At 50.2% G+C, this 15,491-nt stretch carries 19 protein-coding genes; 5 read left to right on the top strand and 14 right to left on the bottom strand.

Annotated features, from left to right (window positions below; translation table 11 throughout):
- Positions 1-24: 24 nt before the first annotated feature.
- Together ACI48K_RS09000 and ACI48K_RS08995 are read right to left on the bottom strand one after the other, a co-directional pair.
- A complete protein-coding gene (locus tag ACI48K_RS09000; RefSeq protein ID WP_475027244.1) occupies positions 25-399 on the bottom strand; it encodes a hypothetical protein in 375 nt (124 codons plus the stop codon).
- Positions 399-830, bottom strand: a complete 432-nt coding sequence (locus tag ACI48K_RS08995; protein ID WP_475027243.1) for a MarR family winged helix-turn-helix transcriptional regulator — start codon at positions 828-830, stop codon at positions 399-401. Before ACI48K_RS08995 ends, ACI48K_RS09000 begins: the two co-directional genes overlap by 1 nt.
- Positions 831-959: 129 nt before the next feature.
- On the opposite strand from ACI48K_RS08995, the gene ACI48K_RS08990 reads away from it, so the two are divergent.
- Both ACI48K_RS08990 and ACI48K_RS08985 read left to right on the top strand, forming a co-directional pair.
- A complete protein-coding gene (locus ACI48K_RS08990) occupies positions 960-1,445 on the top strand; it encodes a GNAT family N-acetyltransferase (RefSeq protein WP_475027242.1) in 486 nt (161 codons plus the stop codon).
- Between the two features lie 124 nt (positions 1,446-1,569).
- Positions 1,570-1,737, top strand: coding sequence for a hypothetical protein (locus tag ACI48K_RS08985; RefSeq protein WP_475027241.1), 168 nt, complete (start codon positions 1,570-1,572; stop codon positions 1,735-1,737).
- A 414-nt stretch (positions 1,738-2,151) separates the two neighbouring features.
- On the opposite strand, the gene ACI48K_RS08980 is transcribed toward ACI48K_RS08985, so the two are convergent.
- The 6 genes from ACI48K_RS08980 to ACI48K_RS08955 all read right to left on the bottom strand — a co-directional run bounded on the left by ACI48K_RS08980 (position 2,152) and on the right by ACI48K_RS08955 (position 7,804).
- Positions 2,152-3,708 carry an ABC-F family ATP-binding cassette domain-containing protein gene (locus ACI48K_RS08980; protein WP_475027240.1) on the bottom strand — a complete coding sequence of 519 codons (1,557 nt, stop codon included), beginning with the start codon at positions 3,706-3,708 and terminating at the stop codon, positions 2,152-2,154.
- Between the two features lie 153 nt (positions 3,709-3,861).
- The gene (locus ACI48K_RS08975) at positions 3,862-4,854 is read right to left on the bottom strand and encodes an aldo/keto reductase (protein WP_475027239.1); all 993 of its coding nucleotides are present in this window, start codon (positions 4,852-4,854) and stop codon (positions 3,862-3,864) included.
- A gap of 85 nt (positions 4,855-4,939) precedes the next feature.
- Positions 4,940-5,788 (bottom strand): AraC family transcriptional regulator, encoded by an 849-nt coding sequence (locus tag ACI48K_RS08970; RefSeq protein WP_475027238.1) that lies wholly within the window; start codon positions 5,786-5,788, stop codon positions 4,940-4,942.
- A gap of 164 nt (positions 5,789-5,952) precedes the next feature.
- Complete coding sequence (arsC, locus tag ACI48K_RS08965) at positions 5,953-6,369, bottom strand: arsenate reductase (thioredoxin) (protein WP_475027237.1); 417 nt, start codon at positions 6,367-6,369, stop codon at positions 5,953-5,955.
- 14 nt (positions 6,370-6,383) lie between these two features.
- Entirely contained in the window at positions 6,384-7,445 is a 1,062-nt protein-coding gene (gene arsB / locus ACI48K_RS08960) for an ACR3 family arsenite efflux transporter (protein WP_475027236.1), read from the bottom strand.
- A gap of 32 nt (positions 7,446-7,477) precedes the next feature.
- Positions 7,478-7,804 (bottom strand): ArsR/SmtB family transcription factor, encoded by a 327-nt coding sequence (locus tag ACI48K_RS08955; protein WP_475027235.1) that lies wholly within the window; start codon positions 7,802-7,804, stop codon positions 7,478-7,480.
- Positions 7,805-8,099: 295 nt separating this feature from the next.
- Between ACI48K_RS08955 and ACI48K_RS08950 the strand changes: the two genes are divergently transcribed.
- Together ACI48K_RS08950 and ACI48K_RS08945 are read left to right on the top strand one after the other, a co-directional pair.
- The gene (locus tag ACI48K_RS08950; RefSeq protein ID WP_475027234.1) at positions 8,100-8,933 is read left to right on the top strand and encodes an arsenite methyltransferase; all 834 of its coding nucleotides are present in this window, start codon (positions 8,100-8,102) and stop codon (positions 8,931-8,933) included.
- A gap of 34 nt (positions 8,934-8,967) precedes the next feature.
- The gene (locus ACI48K_RS08945) at positions 8,968-9,474 is read left to right on the top strand and encodes an arsinothricin resistance N-acetyltransferase ArsN1 family A (RefSeq protein ID WP_475027233.1); all 507 of its coding nucleotides are present in this window, start codon (positions 8,968-8,970) and stop codon (positions 9,472-9,474) included.
- Here the strand turns inward: ACI48K_RS08945 and ACI48K_RS08940 are convergent.
- The 4 genes from ACI48K_RS08940 to ACI48K_RS08925 all read right to left on the bottom strand — a co-directional run bounded on the left by ACI48K_RS08940 (position 9,443) and on the right by ACI48K_RS08925 (position 12,344).
- Entirely contained in the window at positions 9,443-10,831 is a 1,389-nt protein-coding gene (locus ACI48K_RS08940; protein ID WP_475027232.1) for a sensor histidine kinase, read from the bottom strand. The two genes, ACI48K_RS08945 and ACI48K_RS08940, sit on opposite strands and share 32 nt — an antisense overlap.
- Positions 10,824-11,567, bottom strand: a complete 744-nt coding sequence (locus ACI48K_RS08935) for a response regulator transcription factor (RefSeq protein WP_475027231.1) — start codon at positions 11,565-11,567, stop codon at positions 10,824-10,826. Before ACI48K_RS08935 ends, ACI48K_RS08940 begins: the two co-directional genes overlap by 8 nt.
- A gap of 50 nt (positions 11,568-11,617) precedes the next feature.
- Positions 11,618-11,905, bottom strand: a complete 288-nt coding sequence (locus ACI48K_RS08930; protein ID WP_475027230.1) for an FAD/FMN-containing dehydrogenase — start codon at positions 11,903-11,905, stop codon at positions 11,618-11,620.
- Positions 11,906-12,017: 112 nt separating this feature from the next.
- A complete protein-coding gene (locus ACI48K_RS08925) occupies positions 12,018-12,344 on the bottom strand; it encodes a YnfA family protein (RefSeq protein WP_475027229.1) in 327 nt (108 codons plus the stop codon).
- Positions 12,345-12,696: 352 nt separating this feature from the next.
- Here ACI48K_RS08925 and ACI48K_RS08920 point away from each other — a divergent pair, with 352 nt between their 5' ends.
- On the top strand, positions 12,697-13,146 hold the full coding sequence (locus tag ACI48K_RS08920) for a MarR family winged helix-turn-helix transcriptional regulator (protein ID WP_475027228.1): 450 nt from the start codon (positions 12,697-12,699) through the stop codon (positions 13,144-13,146).
- 69 nt (positions 13,147-13,215) lie between these two features.
- Here ACI48K_RS08920 and ACI48K_RS08915 read toward each other — a convergent pair whose 3' ends face one another.
- Both ACI48K_RS08915 and ACI48K_RS08910 read right to left on the bottom strand, forming a co-directional pair.
- On the bottom strand, positions 13,216-13,482 hold the full coding sequence (locus tag ACI48K_RS08915; protein WP_475027227.1) for a hypothetical protein: 267 nt from the start codon (positions 13,480-13,482) through the stop codon (positions 13,216-13,218).
- A 108-nt stretch (positions 13,483-13,590) separates the two neighbouring features.
- Complete coding sequence (locus ACI48K_RS08910; RefSeq protein WP_475027316.1) at positions 13,591-15,141, bottom strand: acetate--CoA ligase; 1,551 nt, start codon at positions 15,139-15,141, stop codon at positions 13,591-13,593.
- Between the last annotated feature and the right edge of the window lie 350 nt (positions 15,142-15,491).

Below are 15,491 nucleotides of genomic sequence, written 5' to 3'. Positions count from 1 at the left end.
GTTAGGAAGAAATAAGAGACAAATTTATGAAATGACAAAGCTTAGAAGGAACAAAACTCCTGCGGCGGAGAAACCGAGGGTTTTCCAATAACGGTAATATACCCCCTCGAGCACCGCATACAAGGCAAACAGCAGGAGCGCGGTTAAATAATACGTCTGGTTAACGGAGTCCAGAATATACGAAAGCAGGCCCAGCGCGAAAAATACCGCTCCAAAGAAAAGCATGAACCGGACTTTCAACCTCATTTGCCGTCCGGTCACCCCGGCAGGCAGCTCCTGATGCTGTTTGAACGCCCGCTTAATCCCGTTCTTGAGTATCAGAAAACTGGCGTTCGAGAGGATTTCGAACATGCCGAAAGCGACGAAAAAAGCTCTGAAAATCTCCAATTTCCATGACATTACCCTCGCTCCTTTTCCAAATTTCGTCTTACCCGCTGCAAAAAATGGAACAGCTGCTCCATCTCAGTCTCATCAAAACCGTCCAACGCAATGCTGTTGCATTTTACCGCCGCTTTGCCGATGGCTTCCGCCAGGTTTATGCCTTGCTCGGTCGGGCTTACCCTATTGGCTCGCCGGTCGCTTTCCGACTGGACTCGATGAACCCATCCTTTTTGAATCAGCTTATCGAGGACGGCTCCGGTTGTAGCCCGATCCGCGGCTAATTTCTCCGCGGCTTCGGCCTGGGTCATTTCCCCGTTCTCCGTCAAAACCTTCAGCACGGCCCATTGGGATGTTGTAATGTCATGATCTTTAATCTCCGCTTCCAGACGTTTCTTGATCTTCTTGGCGGACGAATTCAAAAGATAACCGAAAGACTCATGAAGTTTCATTGCCTTTCACCTCGAAATTAATATGTAGACTTATTATATGTATACTTACCATATAATCGAAGCATATCCCTTTTGTCAAGGTTGCAATATACTTAATTTGTTAATAACGTTCGAGTATAGGAGGACAGTATGGAAATCTTAAAGAAAAGTCCTTTTGACCGGGAAGCCGTATTGTTGATGGAAGAACTGTCGGGCATTTTGGAAGGAATAACGGGCGACAGCGGCAAAAGCTCCTTTGACGCCAAGGATGTGTGTGTTACCGGTTCCTTGTTTGCTATCGCCTATGACGAGGGTGGAGAAGCTCTGGGATGCGGGGCTATTCGTCCTGTTCGCGGACACGATAGTATTGCCGAAATCAAAAGAATGTACGCCAGGACAGCATTCCAAGGGGTGGGAACTCGAATTTTAGCATATTTGGAGGCAGAGGCACGGCAATCGGGATACACGTCACTGTGGCTTGAAACCCGAGTGATCAATGAACGGGCGGTGACCTTTTACATACGGCAGGGTTATTCTCAGATAGAAAACTACGGTAAATACCGGAACAACCCTAAAGCCATCTGCTTTGAAAAAAGAATCGTCGAGACTTTTAGTTTTGAGGGGAATCAAAAGTGAAAGAAAAGGAGGTGCCGGGCAAGTGAAAACGATCCGACCTCCGGGGTTGATTTTGGCAAGTTCCGAAAAATAGAAAACGCCGTAAGCTTCGGCCGCCCTTGATGCACGGCACGCAGGTCCTTGTGTGGCCGGCCTTGCCGGCGGTTCGGCAAGCCGGACTGAGTTCGTCCTCGAGGATGAGCTGCTCGTAGCCGGGTTCAGCCCCATCGGGTTCGGGACCGGCATACTTTGCTTTTGCTGCACGGGGGCGGCGGGCGTTAAGCGGAGCCAACCCGGCCTGAAGAAACAATAAACGGCAAACGGCGATTTCTCGAATAGCGGTATAAAATGGCCTTATTTCACTCCGAAACCGCGTTTTCCCGAAAATAGCGGTGCAAAATGGCCTTATTTTCGGAAAACCGGCCAAAACCGAGGAAAAAAGGAGCACTTCTGGAGAAATAAGGCCATAAAAGGCGCTATTTCTTTAAAATGGGGCCTCTCCAGTGGAAATAGGGCCAAAAAAGGCTGCTATTTTAAGTGACGGAGGAGATGCGGCTCTTTGGGACCTCGTTGACCAGACAATCTGTTCTACCGCAAATCCTTGAAGCCCGATCCAGTACCCGGCGGCGATCTGGAAGGGTTTTCCGCTCCGTTTGTTAAGACAATTTTAAAGGGTGTCCCAAAGATCATCTATGATGACTTTTAGGACACCCTCAATTCAAGTCGTTTAAAACACTTTCGTTGTCCACGATTCGCAGTTCCACGTTTCCGTTACGACTTCGCGGTAGAATTCGGGTTCATGGGAAATCAGCAAAATGCTGCCCTTGTACGCTTTGAGAGCCCGCTGCAGTTCGTCCTTCGCATCCACGTCGAGGTGGTTGGTCGGTTCGTCCAATACAAGCAGATTCGTCTCGCGGTTGATCAGCTTGCAGAGGCGCACCTTCGCCTTCTCGCCGCCGCTCAGGACCGCGACTTTACTTTCGATATGCTTGGTCGTCAGGCCGCATTTCGCCAAAGCCGCCCGTACTTCAAACTGTGTAAAGGACGGGAACTCATGCCAAATCTCTTCAATACACGTATTGTAGTTGGCGTCCTTCATCTCCTGCTCGAAATAACCGATTTCCAGCAGATCGCCAAGATGCACGGAGCCGGAAATGGCCGGAATTTGACCGAGAATGCTGCGCAGCAGCGTCGTTTTCCCAATGCCGTTGGCGCCGACGAGCGCGATTTTTTGCCCCCGTTCCATACGCAGATTGAGCGGTTTCGACAACGGCGAATCGTAGCCGATCACGAGATCATTTGTTTCGAAAATCAGCTTGCCGGAAGTCCGGGCGTCCTTAAAGTTAAACTGCGGTTTCGGTTTCTCTTTGGCGAGCTCGATAACATCCATCTTGTCCAGCTTCTTCTGCCGGGACATCGCCATATTCCGCGTGGCTACGCTGGCTTTGTTCCGGGCAACGAAGTCCTTCAAATCGGCGATTTCCTGCTGCTGGCGTTTGTAGGCGGATTCAAGCTGCTGCTTTTTCGCCTCGTACACCTGCTGGAAATAATCGTAATCCCCCACATAACGCGTCAGCGACTGATTTTCCATATGGTAGATCAGATTAATGACGCTGTTCAGGAAAGGAATGTCATGCGAAATCAAAATGAAGGCATTTTCGTACTCCTGCAAATACCGCTTCAGCCATTCGATATGCTGCTCGTCGAGATAGTTCGTAGGCTCGTCCAATAGCAGAATGTCCGGCTTCTCCAGCAAAAGTTTGGCAAGAAGCACCTTCGTACGCTGGCCGCCGCTAAGATCGTTGACATCCTTCTCGAGGCCGATATCCGTAAGTCCCAATCCGCGGGCGGTTTCATCGACTTTGGCATCGATCATGTAAAAATCCTGGTTCGTTAACGTGTCCTGAATCGTTCCGACATCCTCCAAAAGCTGCTCCAGTTCTTCCGGGGACACCTCGCCCATTCTGCCGTACATGTCGTTCATCTCTTGTTCCAAGTCGAACAAATATTGAAACGCCCCGCGCAGAATATCGCGGATCGTTTGCCCCTTCGTCAGCACCGCGTGCTGATCCAGATAGCCGACCCGCGTGCGTCTGGCCCATTCGATTTTACCGTCGTCCGGCTGAAGTTTGCCTGTAATGATGTTCATGAAGGTGGACTTTCCTTCGCCGTTGGCGCCGATCAGGCCGATATGCTCGCCCTTCAGCAGCCGGAAGGATACGTCGCTGAAAATCGCCCGGTCTCCGAAACCGTGGCTCAGCCGTTCTACGTTTAATATGCTCATGAAATAAACACCTTTTCCTTTATACTTTGTACTCGTCATATTATAAAGGCTAAAACGCGACAACTCCATACGGATTTAAAAAAAAGAAATTTCCATCCATAAAAAAGGGCATCTTCCCCTTTGAAGGAAAAATGCCCTTTGCATATCTATGAACTAGAAGCCCAAAATCTCGTCGATCCGCCGCAATTCTTCCGCGGTAAAGCTCGTATTCTTCAAGGCGCCGACGGCGTCTTCTATTTGGCTCACTTTGCTGGCCCCAATCAGCGCCGAAGTAACCTTGCCGCCGCGAAGCACCCACGCGATTGCCATTTGCGACAGCTTTTGGCCTCTTTCCGCCGCCAAATCGTTCAAGCGCCGAATCCGCTCGATCCGTTCCTCGCTGATATCCTCAGGCTTCAGGAAAACGCTTGGACCCGCCGCGCGGGAATCCGGCGTTATTCCGTTCAGATAACGGTCGGTCAAAATGCCTTTTTCAAGCGGCGAAAACGCGATGGACCCGATTCCTTCTTCCTCAAGCACGTCCTGAAGCCCTTCCTCGATCCAGCGGTTCATCATCGAATAGTTCGGCTGATGGATCAAACATGGAGTGCCCAGCTTTTTGAGGATTGCCGAAGCAGCGCGGGTTTCTTCCGGACGGTAGTTGGACAGCCCGATATACAGCGCTTTCCCTTGACGCACCAGCAAATCCAAAGCGCTCATCGTTTCTTCGAGCGGCGTGTCCGGATCCGGACGGTGGTGATAGTAAATATCGACATAATCCAATCCCATCCGCTTCAAGCTCTGATCCAGGCTGGCAACCAAGTTTTTCTTGGAGCCCCACTCGCCGTAAGGCCCGGGCCACATATAATATCCGGCCTTCGTGGAAATGATCAACTCGTCGCGATAAGGCCGCAAATCCTCCCGCAAGGCCCGTCCGAACGTTTCTTCCGCGGAGCCGGCCGGAGGACCGTAGTTGTTCGCAAGGTCAAAATGGGTGATTCCCAAATCAAATGCTCTGCGCAGCATCGCTCTGCCGTTTTCGTAAGTATTGATTCCTCCGAAATTATGCCATAATCCAAGCGAAATGGCCGGAAGCTTCAGGCCGCTTTTTCCTGCGCGATGATATGTCATAGATTCGTATCTGCTGCTCTCTGCCAAATAAGTCATTGAAATACCTCCTTCTCTATTCTGTACCCTACTATAATTCATCGGATGGATTAACCCAATGTCAACATGGATGAAGAATATGTCACTATGTCGTTAATGTCATGAAGGAAGGTGAGGTTTTATATTCGGTTGGAGATACTCCAACCGTTTTTTTGAACATTTTCGAAAACAGCAAGGCATCCTGATACCCTACCGATCGGGCAACCTCGGCAACGGTATATTGGCCCTGCTGCAGGAGAACGCAGGCGCGCTCCATACGGTAACGCAGCAAATACTGCTGCGGGGGGTAACCCGTTGCATTTTTGAAAATGGCGGACAGATATTTCCGGTCAAGGCCCACCATCGTCGCAAGCTCTCGGATGGACAAATTTTCGCAATAATGGCCATGAAGGAAATCCAGGCAGCGATGGATATACGCATCTTTGGTATGGGAAGTACCGGTGCCACGCTCGGAGGAAGGCGCAAGCTCCACGAGCAAAGACAACAGCTCGCTTAATCTTGCAATGAGCCTAAGATCGCGGCTGCCGGAGTGTTCGCCAGCTTCATTCAGCAGCTCAAACATTTTCGGCATGAGACGGGTATCCATCGGAAATACCGGGTGTTCGGGATCCAGACGGGTTCGGGACAGAACCTCCTCTACGATATTGCCGTAAAAACCCACCCAAGAGTAAGTCCACGGGTCGTCGTTATCGGCCTGGTAGAAAATCACTCTTCCTGGATAAGCGATAAAGGCTTGACCGCCCCCAAGTGTGTAAGTTTCCTCCCCTACACGCACCACTCCATGACCCGAATGAATGAAATGGATTTTATAGATATCTCGGACCCCTGGGCCAAAGAAATGGCCGGGAGCACATTTTTCTTTTCCCCAGTAGCTAAGATGAAGCTCCGGGTTTTCGCTAAATGGATGATCCGGGTTATTGTGAAAAATGGCCACGGATACACATCCTCTCTATAGGTAATCCAATGCCGATCATCTTAGTGTTTCGAAAAACGAGAATTTCACTCCGCAAATAGGTCACATCTCGCAAAAAAGCCGCCCCGCAGGTGATCACCTTTGGACGGCCCCTTTAATATATAACGGCATTTTTCGTTTCAATGTTACTCTTCTTCAGCAAATTTTTTGATTCGTTCACCAATCTGATCCCGCACCCGTTGGAATACGGCCCATTTTTCTGCGTCGGTTCCTTGAGCTTTGGCGGGATCATCGAACCCCCAATGCTCGCGCCGCACCTGCGGCGGAGTGACAGGACACCGTTCCGCTGCGTCGCCGCATAAGGTTACGACCATATCCGCGGCATTCAAAAGCTGTGGATCGATCATATCCGACGTTTGCCCGGAAATGTCGATGCCGACTTCCCGCATCGCCTTGACGGCGTTCGGATTTAACCCATGCGCTTCGATTCCCGCACTGTAGACCTCCCAAGCTTCGCCTAAATATTTTTTCGCCCACCCTTCGGCCATTTGGCTGCGGCAGGAATTTCCGGTGCACAAAAAGTAAATGGATTTTTTCGACATAACTGCATGCTCCTTTATGAATGAGATGATTTTGTGTCAAAATACTTGCGTTTAAATAGCAAGGAGACGTTTACAAGGCCAATTAATACGGGAACTTCGACAAGCGGTCCAATGACCGCCGCAAAAGCGACGCCTGAGCCGAGTCCGAAGACCCCGATCGCGACCGCAATCGCCAGTTCGAAATTGTTGCTCGCCGCCGTAAAGGAGAGGGAAGAAGCTACCGGATAGGAAGCCCCCGCTTTTCGCGACAAAAAGAAAGAGAGCAGAAACATCGCCGCAAAATATATGACCATCGGCAGCGCTATCCTGAGTACGTCCAGCGGCAAGGAAAGAATCAAACCGGCTTTGAGCGAAAACATCAAAATAATGGTGTACAGCAGGGCGATCAAGGCAAGCGGACCGATCTTCGGAAGGAGAACTTCTTCGTACCACGCCGTCCCTTTTAATTTGATTCCGATGATTCGCGTCACCAGCCCGGCCAAAAACGGGATGCCCAAGTAAATCATGACGCTTTCGGCGATTTGCCCCATCGAAACCTGCACTTCCGCTCCCCGAATCCCAAACCAGCCGGGCAGGACGGTGACAAACACATAGCTGAACGCCGAATAGAACAAAATTTGAAAAATCGAATTGAAGGCCACCAATCCGGCGGTGTAATCAGGGTCTCCTTTGGCTAAATCGCTCCATATCAGCACCATAGCGATGCAACGTGCCAAACCGATCATGATCAAGCCGATCATATACTCCGGCAGGTCGCCCAAAAACAAGATCGCCAAAAAAAACATCAGCACCGGCCCGATAATCCAATTCTGTACCAGGGATAGAAGCAGCACTTTCCAATCTTTGAATACCCTGCCCAGCTTTTCGTATCTGACTTTGGCTAACGGCGGATACATCATCACGATGAGCCCGGCGGCAATCGGGATCGAAGTTGTACCTGACCCGTAACTCGAAAGATCGTTCGCAAAAGCCGGAATCAACGATCCGATCAGTAGTCCGACAGCCATTGCCGCAAAGATCCAAACCGTCAAATAACGATCCAAAAACGACAGTCTTGGAGTGTTGCCTTGGCCCATTTTTCCACACAGCTCCTTCCGTTCACTAACCATCAATCACAAGATGAGGCTTTTCCCTGACAACATAATTTCTCAAGCTCCGAGGCCTGCGAGGGAATATGCTCTATGATATCCTTGATATACGGCTTATCCTCCGTATTCAATGAATAGTAAGCCCATTTCCCCCTGCGAACTTCGCGAACCAATCCCCCCGCTTTCATTTTTCGCAAATGCTGACTGACGCCGGGTTGGGACATTTGCAAAACATCCACGATATTGCACACGCATAATTCTTTCTCTTTCAGCAACCCGAGAATAGTAAGTCTGGATTTATCTCCCAGCAGCTTAAAAGTTTCGGCAAGAGTATCCATTTGATCCATTAAGCCCCCACCTCCAAATCCTATGCAATAAATGCATAATCAAATGCTTATATGTTTATTCAAGCATATCATGGCCCTTGAGTCAAAATATTTTTTTAAATTTACTTGCAATGTGCAATAATTTGATCTATAACATAACTAAGAGATGGATAACACTGGTACGAAAATCTGCCGGCGATTTCGTTACAGTCCTCTCATACTAATAAACTATTCTCATTGTTGCAATTCTCACTGATTGAAAGGTTTAATTTAATTAATTGCAATTTGCAATATTAATAAGGAGCGTGTTTAAGAAATGAACCAGCTTAAAAACGATGAAATTCGTCAGACGGTCCGGGCTCGTTATAAGAAAGCGGCAACTCTGGAGGCCCGTTCGGGCGATGGCTGTTCCACCGACGTTCCCGGCCCCTCCTCAGCCGGCTGTTGCGGAGCTTTCGCCGATTTTAATGCCATTTCGGCTAAGCTCGGCTATTCGGAGGAAGAGCTCGCTGCCGTTCCCGAAGGGGCGAATCTCGGACTGGGCTGTGGCAATCCGCAAGCCATTGCCGAACTAAAGCCGGGTGAGACCGTACTCGATCTCGGCAGCGGGGGAGGTTTCGATTGTTTCCTAGCATCACGTCAGGTTGGCGGGAGCGGACATGTGATCGGCGTAGATATGACGCCTGAAATGATCAGTCGCGCTCGAGGCAACGCCGAGAAGACCAACGCGGACAACGTCGAGTTCCGCTTGGGCGAAATCGAGAATTTGCCGGTGGCGGATCGGACCGTAAATGCAATCATTTCAAACTGTGTGATTAATTTGTCTCCCGATAAACAGCGGGTTTTTGACGAGGCTTTCCGCGTATTGCAACCCGGCGGGCGCTTGGCGATTTCCGATGTCGTGACCACGGCCGAGTTGCCTCCTGACATCAAAAACGACTTAAACGAGCTGTATTCCGGCTGCATCTCCGGCGCTTCTTCCATGGAGGAACTGACAACCATGCTGCAGTCAAGCGGTTTTACCGCGATATCCATCGAACCCAAGCAGCTTAGCAAGGATAAAACCGCCGAACTGATTAGAGAGTGGGTTCCCGGCATGCGGCTTGATCACTTCATCACCTCCGCAGTCATTAAAGCCGTCAAACCATGAAACGAATCATCACGCGCTTATGGAGGGATTGATTGTGGAAGGCATTGAAATCCGCGATATTAAGGAGCGGGATCTTGCGCCTGTGCTTCGCATTTACAACCAGGGGATTGAAGACCGGATCGCTACGCTGGAGACGGATCTCAAAGACATAGCTTACATGAACGGCTGGTTCTCCGAGCATCAGGGAAGATATGGAGCATTGGTCGCCCAGTTAGAAGAGCGGGTAGTCGGTTGGGCGGCCTTAAACCCGTACTCACACCGCTGTGCTTACGCCGGAGTAGCTGACATGTCGATTTATATCGACAGAGAATATCGCGGCCGGGGAATCGGAAGCGCTCTTCTAACCGGCTTGGAAGACAAAGCTGCCACCGGAGGTTTTCGGAAAATCGTCTTGTTCACGTTTCCCTTTAACGCGCCCGGTCAAGGTTTGTATCGCAAAATGGGTTACCGCGAAGTGGGTATTTTTGCAAAGCAGGGCATAATCGATCAGCAATATATCGATGTCATGATCATGGAGAAGCTATTGGAAACGAAAAACTGAACTCCGTTCCTTCGCCCACCGCGCTTTTTACGCCGATTTTCCCGCCGTGGGCTTCTACAATGGCTTTAACGACCGCCAGGCCGATCCCGGCGCCGCCCGTTTTGCGGCTCCGGGATTTCTCGCCGCGGTAAAACCGTTCGAAAATAAACGGAAGCTCTTCCGCAGCAATCCCCATCCCCGTATCGCTGATCATTACTTTTGCTTCTTCATTCTCCTTCATGATTACAATCCGGATATGGCCCTCATTGGTATATTTGTAGGCATTGTTAATCACATTAACAAATACCTGGACGAGTCTCGTATAATCGCCTGACACCTGTACGGAATCCCGCTCCTCGATATTCAGAACAATATTTTTGGCGTTGAATTGCGCGGCCATCGACTTCGCCGAATGGCGGACAACCTCGTTCAAGCTGACCGGCTTGAGATTCAGTTTTTGCATCGGATTTTCCACTGCCGACAAATGTTCCAGATCGTTAATGAGCTGAACTAATCGGATCACCTGCTCATGACAGACTTCCAGCTTCTCCGGAGTCGCTTCCCATATCCCGTCCTGAAAAGCTTCGATATGGCTCTGAATCGTAGCTAACGGAGTACGAAGCTCGTGAGCGATGTCGGCGGTCAGATTTTTTCTTAGCTTATCCTGCCGCTCCAAAGCATCCGCCAGATGGTTCAAAGCAAGCCCCACTTCTCCGATTTCCGTGGTCGATGAAGGAAGCGGTACGCGCGGGGATAAATCCCCATCCCTTAGCCGTGCGGCAATATGCTTGATACGTATCAACGGACGGCTAATCCCCCTGGCTACAAACAAACTGTACAGCGCGCTGCCGGCAGCCGCCAAGAGCAGTGCAGCCCACAGCAACATATTGAACATCCGCAAAAATTCCCGGTTTTGAGACGCATACGTATTTTCGAGCCCTTCGATCGCCAAGGTGCCTACGGTGCGTCCCTCGATGCTGATCGTTCGCTGAACCAGATTGGAACTATTCGCATGATTTAAACCATCCGAGCTTCCGGCCTCGCCTTGCTCCGATCCATGCATGGACATGTCCATTGAAGCGGTATCCCACACCAGCTTGTGCGCGGTATCGTATATTTTGACGGTATAATTGCGCAGCATCGATTGATGCGAAATGCGCATCAAGGTATCCATGTTCCATGAACCGGAGGCTGCATCATAAGAGCTTTCCAGGTCCTGAAGCAGGGTGTCGGCTTCCATTCGCCGCTGGTCCTGCGTGTATTTGCCGAACGAAAAAGCCATGACCAGGTTGACGAGAATCAAAATCGTGAGCAGCGATGCGGTCGCCACTCCCATATGCGACAGCAGCAGCTTTTTGCGTATGCCCCCTCTATTCATCCGGCTTCACCTGAAACTTATAACCTATGCCAAACACCGTTGCGATAAAAGTAGGCTTGCGGGGATCATCGCCGATCTTTTGCCTGATGTTTTTGATATGAACGTCTATGGTCCGCTCAAAGCCCTCGAACGTATCTCCTTGAATCAGGTTAACCAGCTCAAGGCGGCTGAACGCCCTTCCCGGATGCTTGGCCAGAATCTCCAGGAGTTTGAATTCGATGGGCGTCAGCATGACCGGATCTCCGTTTACTTCGACTTCGTGACGTTCTTCGTTAATCACCAGAGTCCCCTCTCCGAATGTCAGCGCCCGGGCTGCTCCTTGCCCTTGCCCTGCGGAAAGCCGCGATCTTCGAAGCAGGCTGACCACCCGGGCCAGCAGCTCCCTTGGGCTAAAAGGCTTGGACATGTAATCGTCGGCGCCGATCAGCAGTCCGTGAACCATATCGTCCTCGCCGCTTTTGGCGGTCAGCATCAGAATCGGAACACCGCTGGACTTGCGAATCGTTCGGCAGATCTCTTCCCCTGACATATCGGGAAGCATCAAATCCAGCACGATCAAGTCGGGCTGAAGCCGATCGAACAGCTGCAACGCCGCTCTCCCCGTATTCGCTTCGTAAACAATATATTGTTCAGTCTCAAGATAAGCTTTAATCACCTGCAGAATATCGGTTTCGTCATCGACGATTAATATTTTGGCGTGTTCCGTCATACGAAAGTCCTTTCTGTTTATAGACATAAAAAGATAGACCTCACTTTGCTTGCGAGGTCTATCTTATCACGCGAAGATCAGAAATTCATCATGCTGCCGCGAAGCTGCGGATTGTTCATCATGGATTTTCCGGCCGTGCCGTTGCCGGTGCCGTTATGGCAGCTGTTGTACATTTGCTTGATCTGCTCGTCCGTTAAATTCGGATGCACTTGCTTCATATGCGGCAGCATTTGCTCGAACCAGCCCCGACTTGTTCCGTTACCGGACCCGGAGTTATTTGCCTCGGCGTAAACTCCCGCAGTGCCAATTCCCATCAACAGAACGGCCGCCGTGATTCCAATCCACAGTTTTTTGGTTTTCTTCATGCGCTCATCTCCTTCTTCATCAATGTAACCTAAAGTTATGAAGAATTGATTTGCGGCTGATGAAGAAGTTGTTAAGAGCTGTACGCGTTAACATCCGGAATCGTGACCATTATTAATGTCTCGGCGCCCATAACATCACGCCCACGCCCAAAATGCAGATCAGAGCTCCGATCCAATCATATAAATCAGGGGTTTTCTTATCGATGCCCCAACCCCACAATACCGCCAACACGATAAATACGCCCCCGTAAGCGGCATACACCCGTCCGAAATTCGGGAACTTCTGCAGGGTAGGGATGATTCCGTAGACAACCAAAATCGCCGCCCCAAGCAAACCGTACCAGCCCGGCTTCCCGTCTCTCAGCCATAACCAGACCAGGTAGCCCCCGCCGATTTCAGTAAGTCCCGCCGCAATAAATAAAATGAGAGCCATGTACATGTATGCATCCGCCTCCCGCTTAGATAAGTTGAACTAAAGAATGAATACGCATAACGCAGCCGTGTGAAATATTCTTTCGATCGCTGTTGTTCCCGGATTTCTTTGATTCATTAAATTCAAATGAAGTAGAAATTCGGTCACAAAGGCGAACGAAGCCTATGCTTCCGATGCAGCTTTCTTTCAGAAAGCTTTTAGCTTCTGCCAGAACACTTCACACTCATGCAAGTTATTTTTTCATGGGTTCAACTTATATAGAGTCTGATCCAAGTATATCTTAAGAGAGGGGACTTGTCTTTTCACTTGTATTTTGCAACAATACAGAATATAACGGATACAAGAGGTGGAATCACATATGGAAAATCCGCGCGAACTGTTTCAGATCATGACAAGGCGCCTCGGTTTACTCGGGAAAAATTGCTGTACGGTGGGCGGCTGCGACCTTTCCGTAACTCAGAGCCATATTTTGTACGAAATCGACCATCAACATAAACCTTCCATGCAGCTAATCGCCGAAACGCTGGGAACGGATATCACCACATTCAGCCGGCAGGTCCAGTCGCTCATCAAAATGAACTTGGTGCAAAAAACGGCCAACCCGGAAGACCGCAGAATTCAAACCCTGTCGCTTACGACCGAAGGAAAATATATCGCCACAACGATCGATACGCAAATGAACGAGTATCTTGACGACGTTTTTTCTCATATGACGCCATTCGAAAGAGATACGCTGCTGCGATCCGTCAAGCTTTTTAACGAAGCGATGGCGAAGTCGGAAAAATGCTGTGCGCCGGTTTCGCTATAACGTATATTTGCATCCTACAATTTTCGCAAAAACAAGCCTATGAAGCATATCTCCATAGGCTTGTTTCATTTATTGGCGCGGATCTTCCGCTTGTTCAAGATCCAGCCGATCCTCCCGCAAATCCTCCTTCGCCCGCTCCATCGGCTCCGGATTCATCCGGCCATCGGCCTGAGCAATGGCGCTTTCCGCTTTTAAGATCGCGTTATTGGCATTCGTCACCGTTTCTTCGCTCGGGTGCGACTGAGCCTGCGTTACGGCACGATGAGCCTTTTTGACCGACTGCTGGGCCAGCGAGATTGGATTTTGCGATTGCATGCTGGAGAATGGATTTTCCATGTTAAGCCTCCTCATTTCGAAGTTCAAGTGGTGGACACGCTCTACTTCTCTAATTTGAGGAAAACCCTTGGATAATATTCCTGATTCGGCAGATCGGCGGGCAAATCCTTATTCGTTCTCCTGAGCCGCCCGGTTTTCGCGTTCGCGCAGTTCGACTCTCCGGATTTTGCCGGTATTCGTTTTCGGCAAGTCGGCGATAAATTCGATTTTCCGCGGATATTTGTACGGAGCCGTCCAATTTTTCACGTGGGCCTGAAGCTCTTTGACGAGCTCATGAGTCCCTTCCACGCCGTCTTTAAGCACGATGAACGCTTTGACCACATGTCCGCGGAGCTCGTCGGGACTGGCCACGGCGGCGCATTCCTTGACGGCCTCATGCTTCATAAGCGCTTCTTCCACCTCAAACGGGCCGATCGTATAACCGGAGCTGATGATGATATCGTCGCCTCGTCCTTCAAACCAGAAATATCCGTCCGCATCCTTCATCGCGCGATCCCCGGTAATGAAATAATTGCCGCGGACATTGATTTCCTTCCGTTCCGGAGCGAGATAGTAGGTTTTAAATAAGGCTGGCATATCCACGTTAACGGCGATGTCTCCTACGATTCCCGCGGGCAGCGGATTTCCATAATCGTCGACAACCTCGGCGACTCCCGGTGAAATCGATTTGCCCATCGAGCCAAGGCGGATCGGAGAATCTATAAGGTTGCCGATCAATAAGGTGCTTTCCGTTTGCCCGTAGCCGTCGCGAATCGTGATGTCAAATACCTTTTTGAACTTGTTGATGACCTCCTGATTCAGCGGCTCCCCGGCGGATACGGTACTGCGCAGGCTGGACAAATCATGATGCTCGAGACCGTCCGTCTTGGACATGATGCGGTATTCGGTCGGGGTGCAGCACATCACCTGAATGCCGTACTCCTTGATTAATTTCAGATAACGGTTCGGTTGGAAGGAACCATGGTACACAAAACCCGTAGCACCGTTGCCAAGCACCGACAAGAACGGGCTCCAGATCCACTTTTGCCAGCCGGGAGCCGCGGTAGCCCAAACCATATCCTCAGGCCGGATATCAAGCCAGCCGGACGTAATGCGCAAATGGGCGTACCCCCAGCCGTGGCTGTGTACGACGCCTTTCGGATTTCCCGTGGTGCCTGAGGTGTAGGCGAGAATAGCCATATCGTCGCGATGAGTTTCCACTGCGGCAAAGGTATCCGGCTGCCCTTCCATCAACTTTTCCAGCTCCAGCCAGCCGTTTGGCGTGCCTTCGGCTCCGCCCGAAACCGCAATTTTGTAATCGAGCGCAGGCAAGTCTTCGCTGATTTTGTCCATTTCGGCTGTAACATCGTACCAGGAAATTACCGCTCTGGCCTCGGAATGGCGAAGCCGGTAAGATAGGTCCTTCGCACGCAGCATTTCGGAAGATGGGATAATCGTAATGCCCTGCTTCAAGCAAGCCAAATATATGCAATAAGCCATGATCCGGCGCGGCATCATGACAAGTACCCGGTCCCCTTTATTTAAACCCAGTTGCTTCAACCCGCCGGCAAGCCGGTTCGCCCTGGCAATTAATTCGCCGTAAGTGATTTCCTCGTATTCCCCTTGTTCGCTAAGCCACTTGAGTGCGGTTCTTTTTGGATCGTGACGTTCCATCTCCATTGTCAGGTTGTAATGCTCCGGAGCTGTCCATTGCCCGTAATTCACCGTATCCTATCCCCTTTGAAAATCAAAATGCGACTCTTTTCATTTACTCATTATACCACGTTATAGTACCAGGTTCTAAATATTCGTAAAAAATAATCGACAAAACGATGGACAACGAGAAAAAAACCTGCCGTGAGCGGTAAACACGCTCATAACAGGTCTTAAGACTACGGACTGGTTGGACAGAATACATTTAAAAATCCCAGAAGCCTATATAAGGGAACAAAATGCCGCTATTAGGGCGATCCCCCTCACTTTGCGTGAAATAGAGGACAGAAAGGGCGCTATTTTCTCGAATCACCGGG

Source organism: Paenibacillus terrisolis (assembly GCF_056171975.1).
The sequence above is the reverse complement of the archived record's forward strand: the minus strand, read 5'-3'. Positions and strand labels throughout refer to the sequence as shown.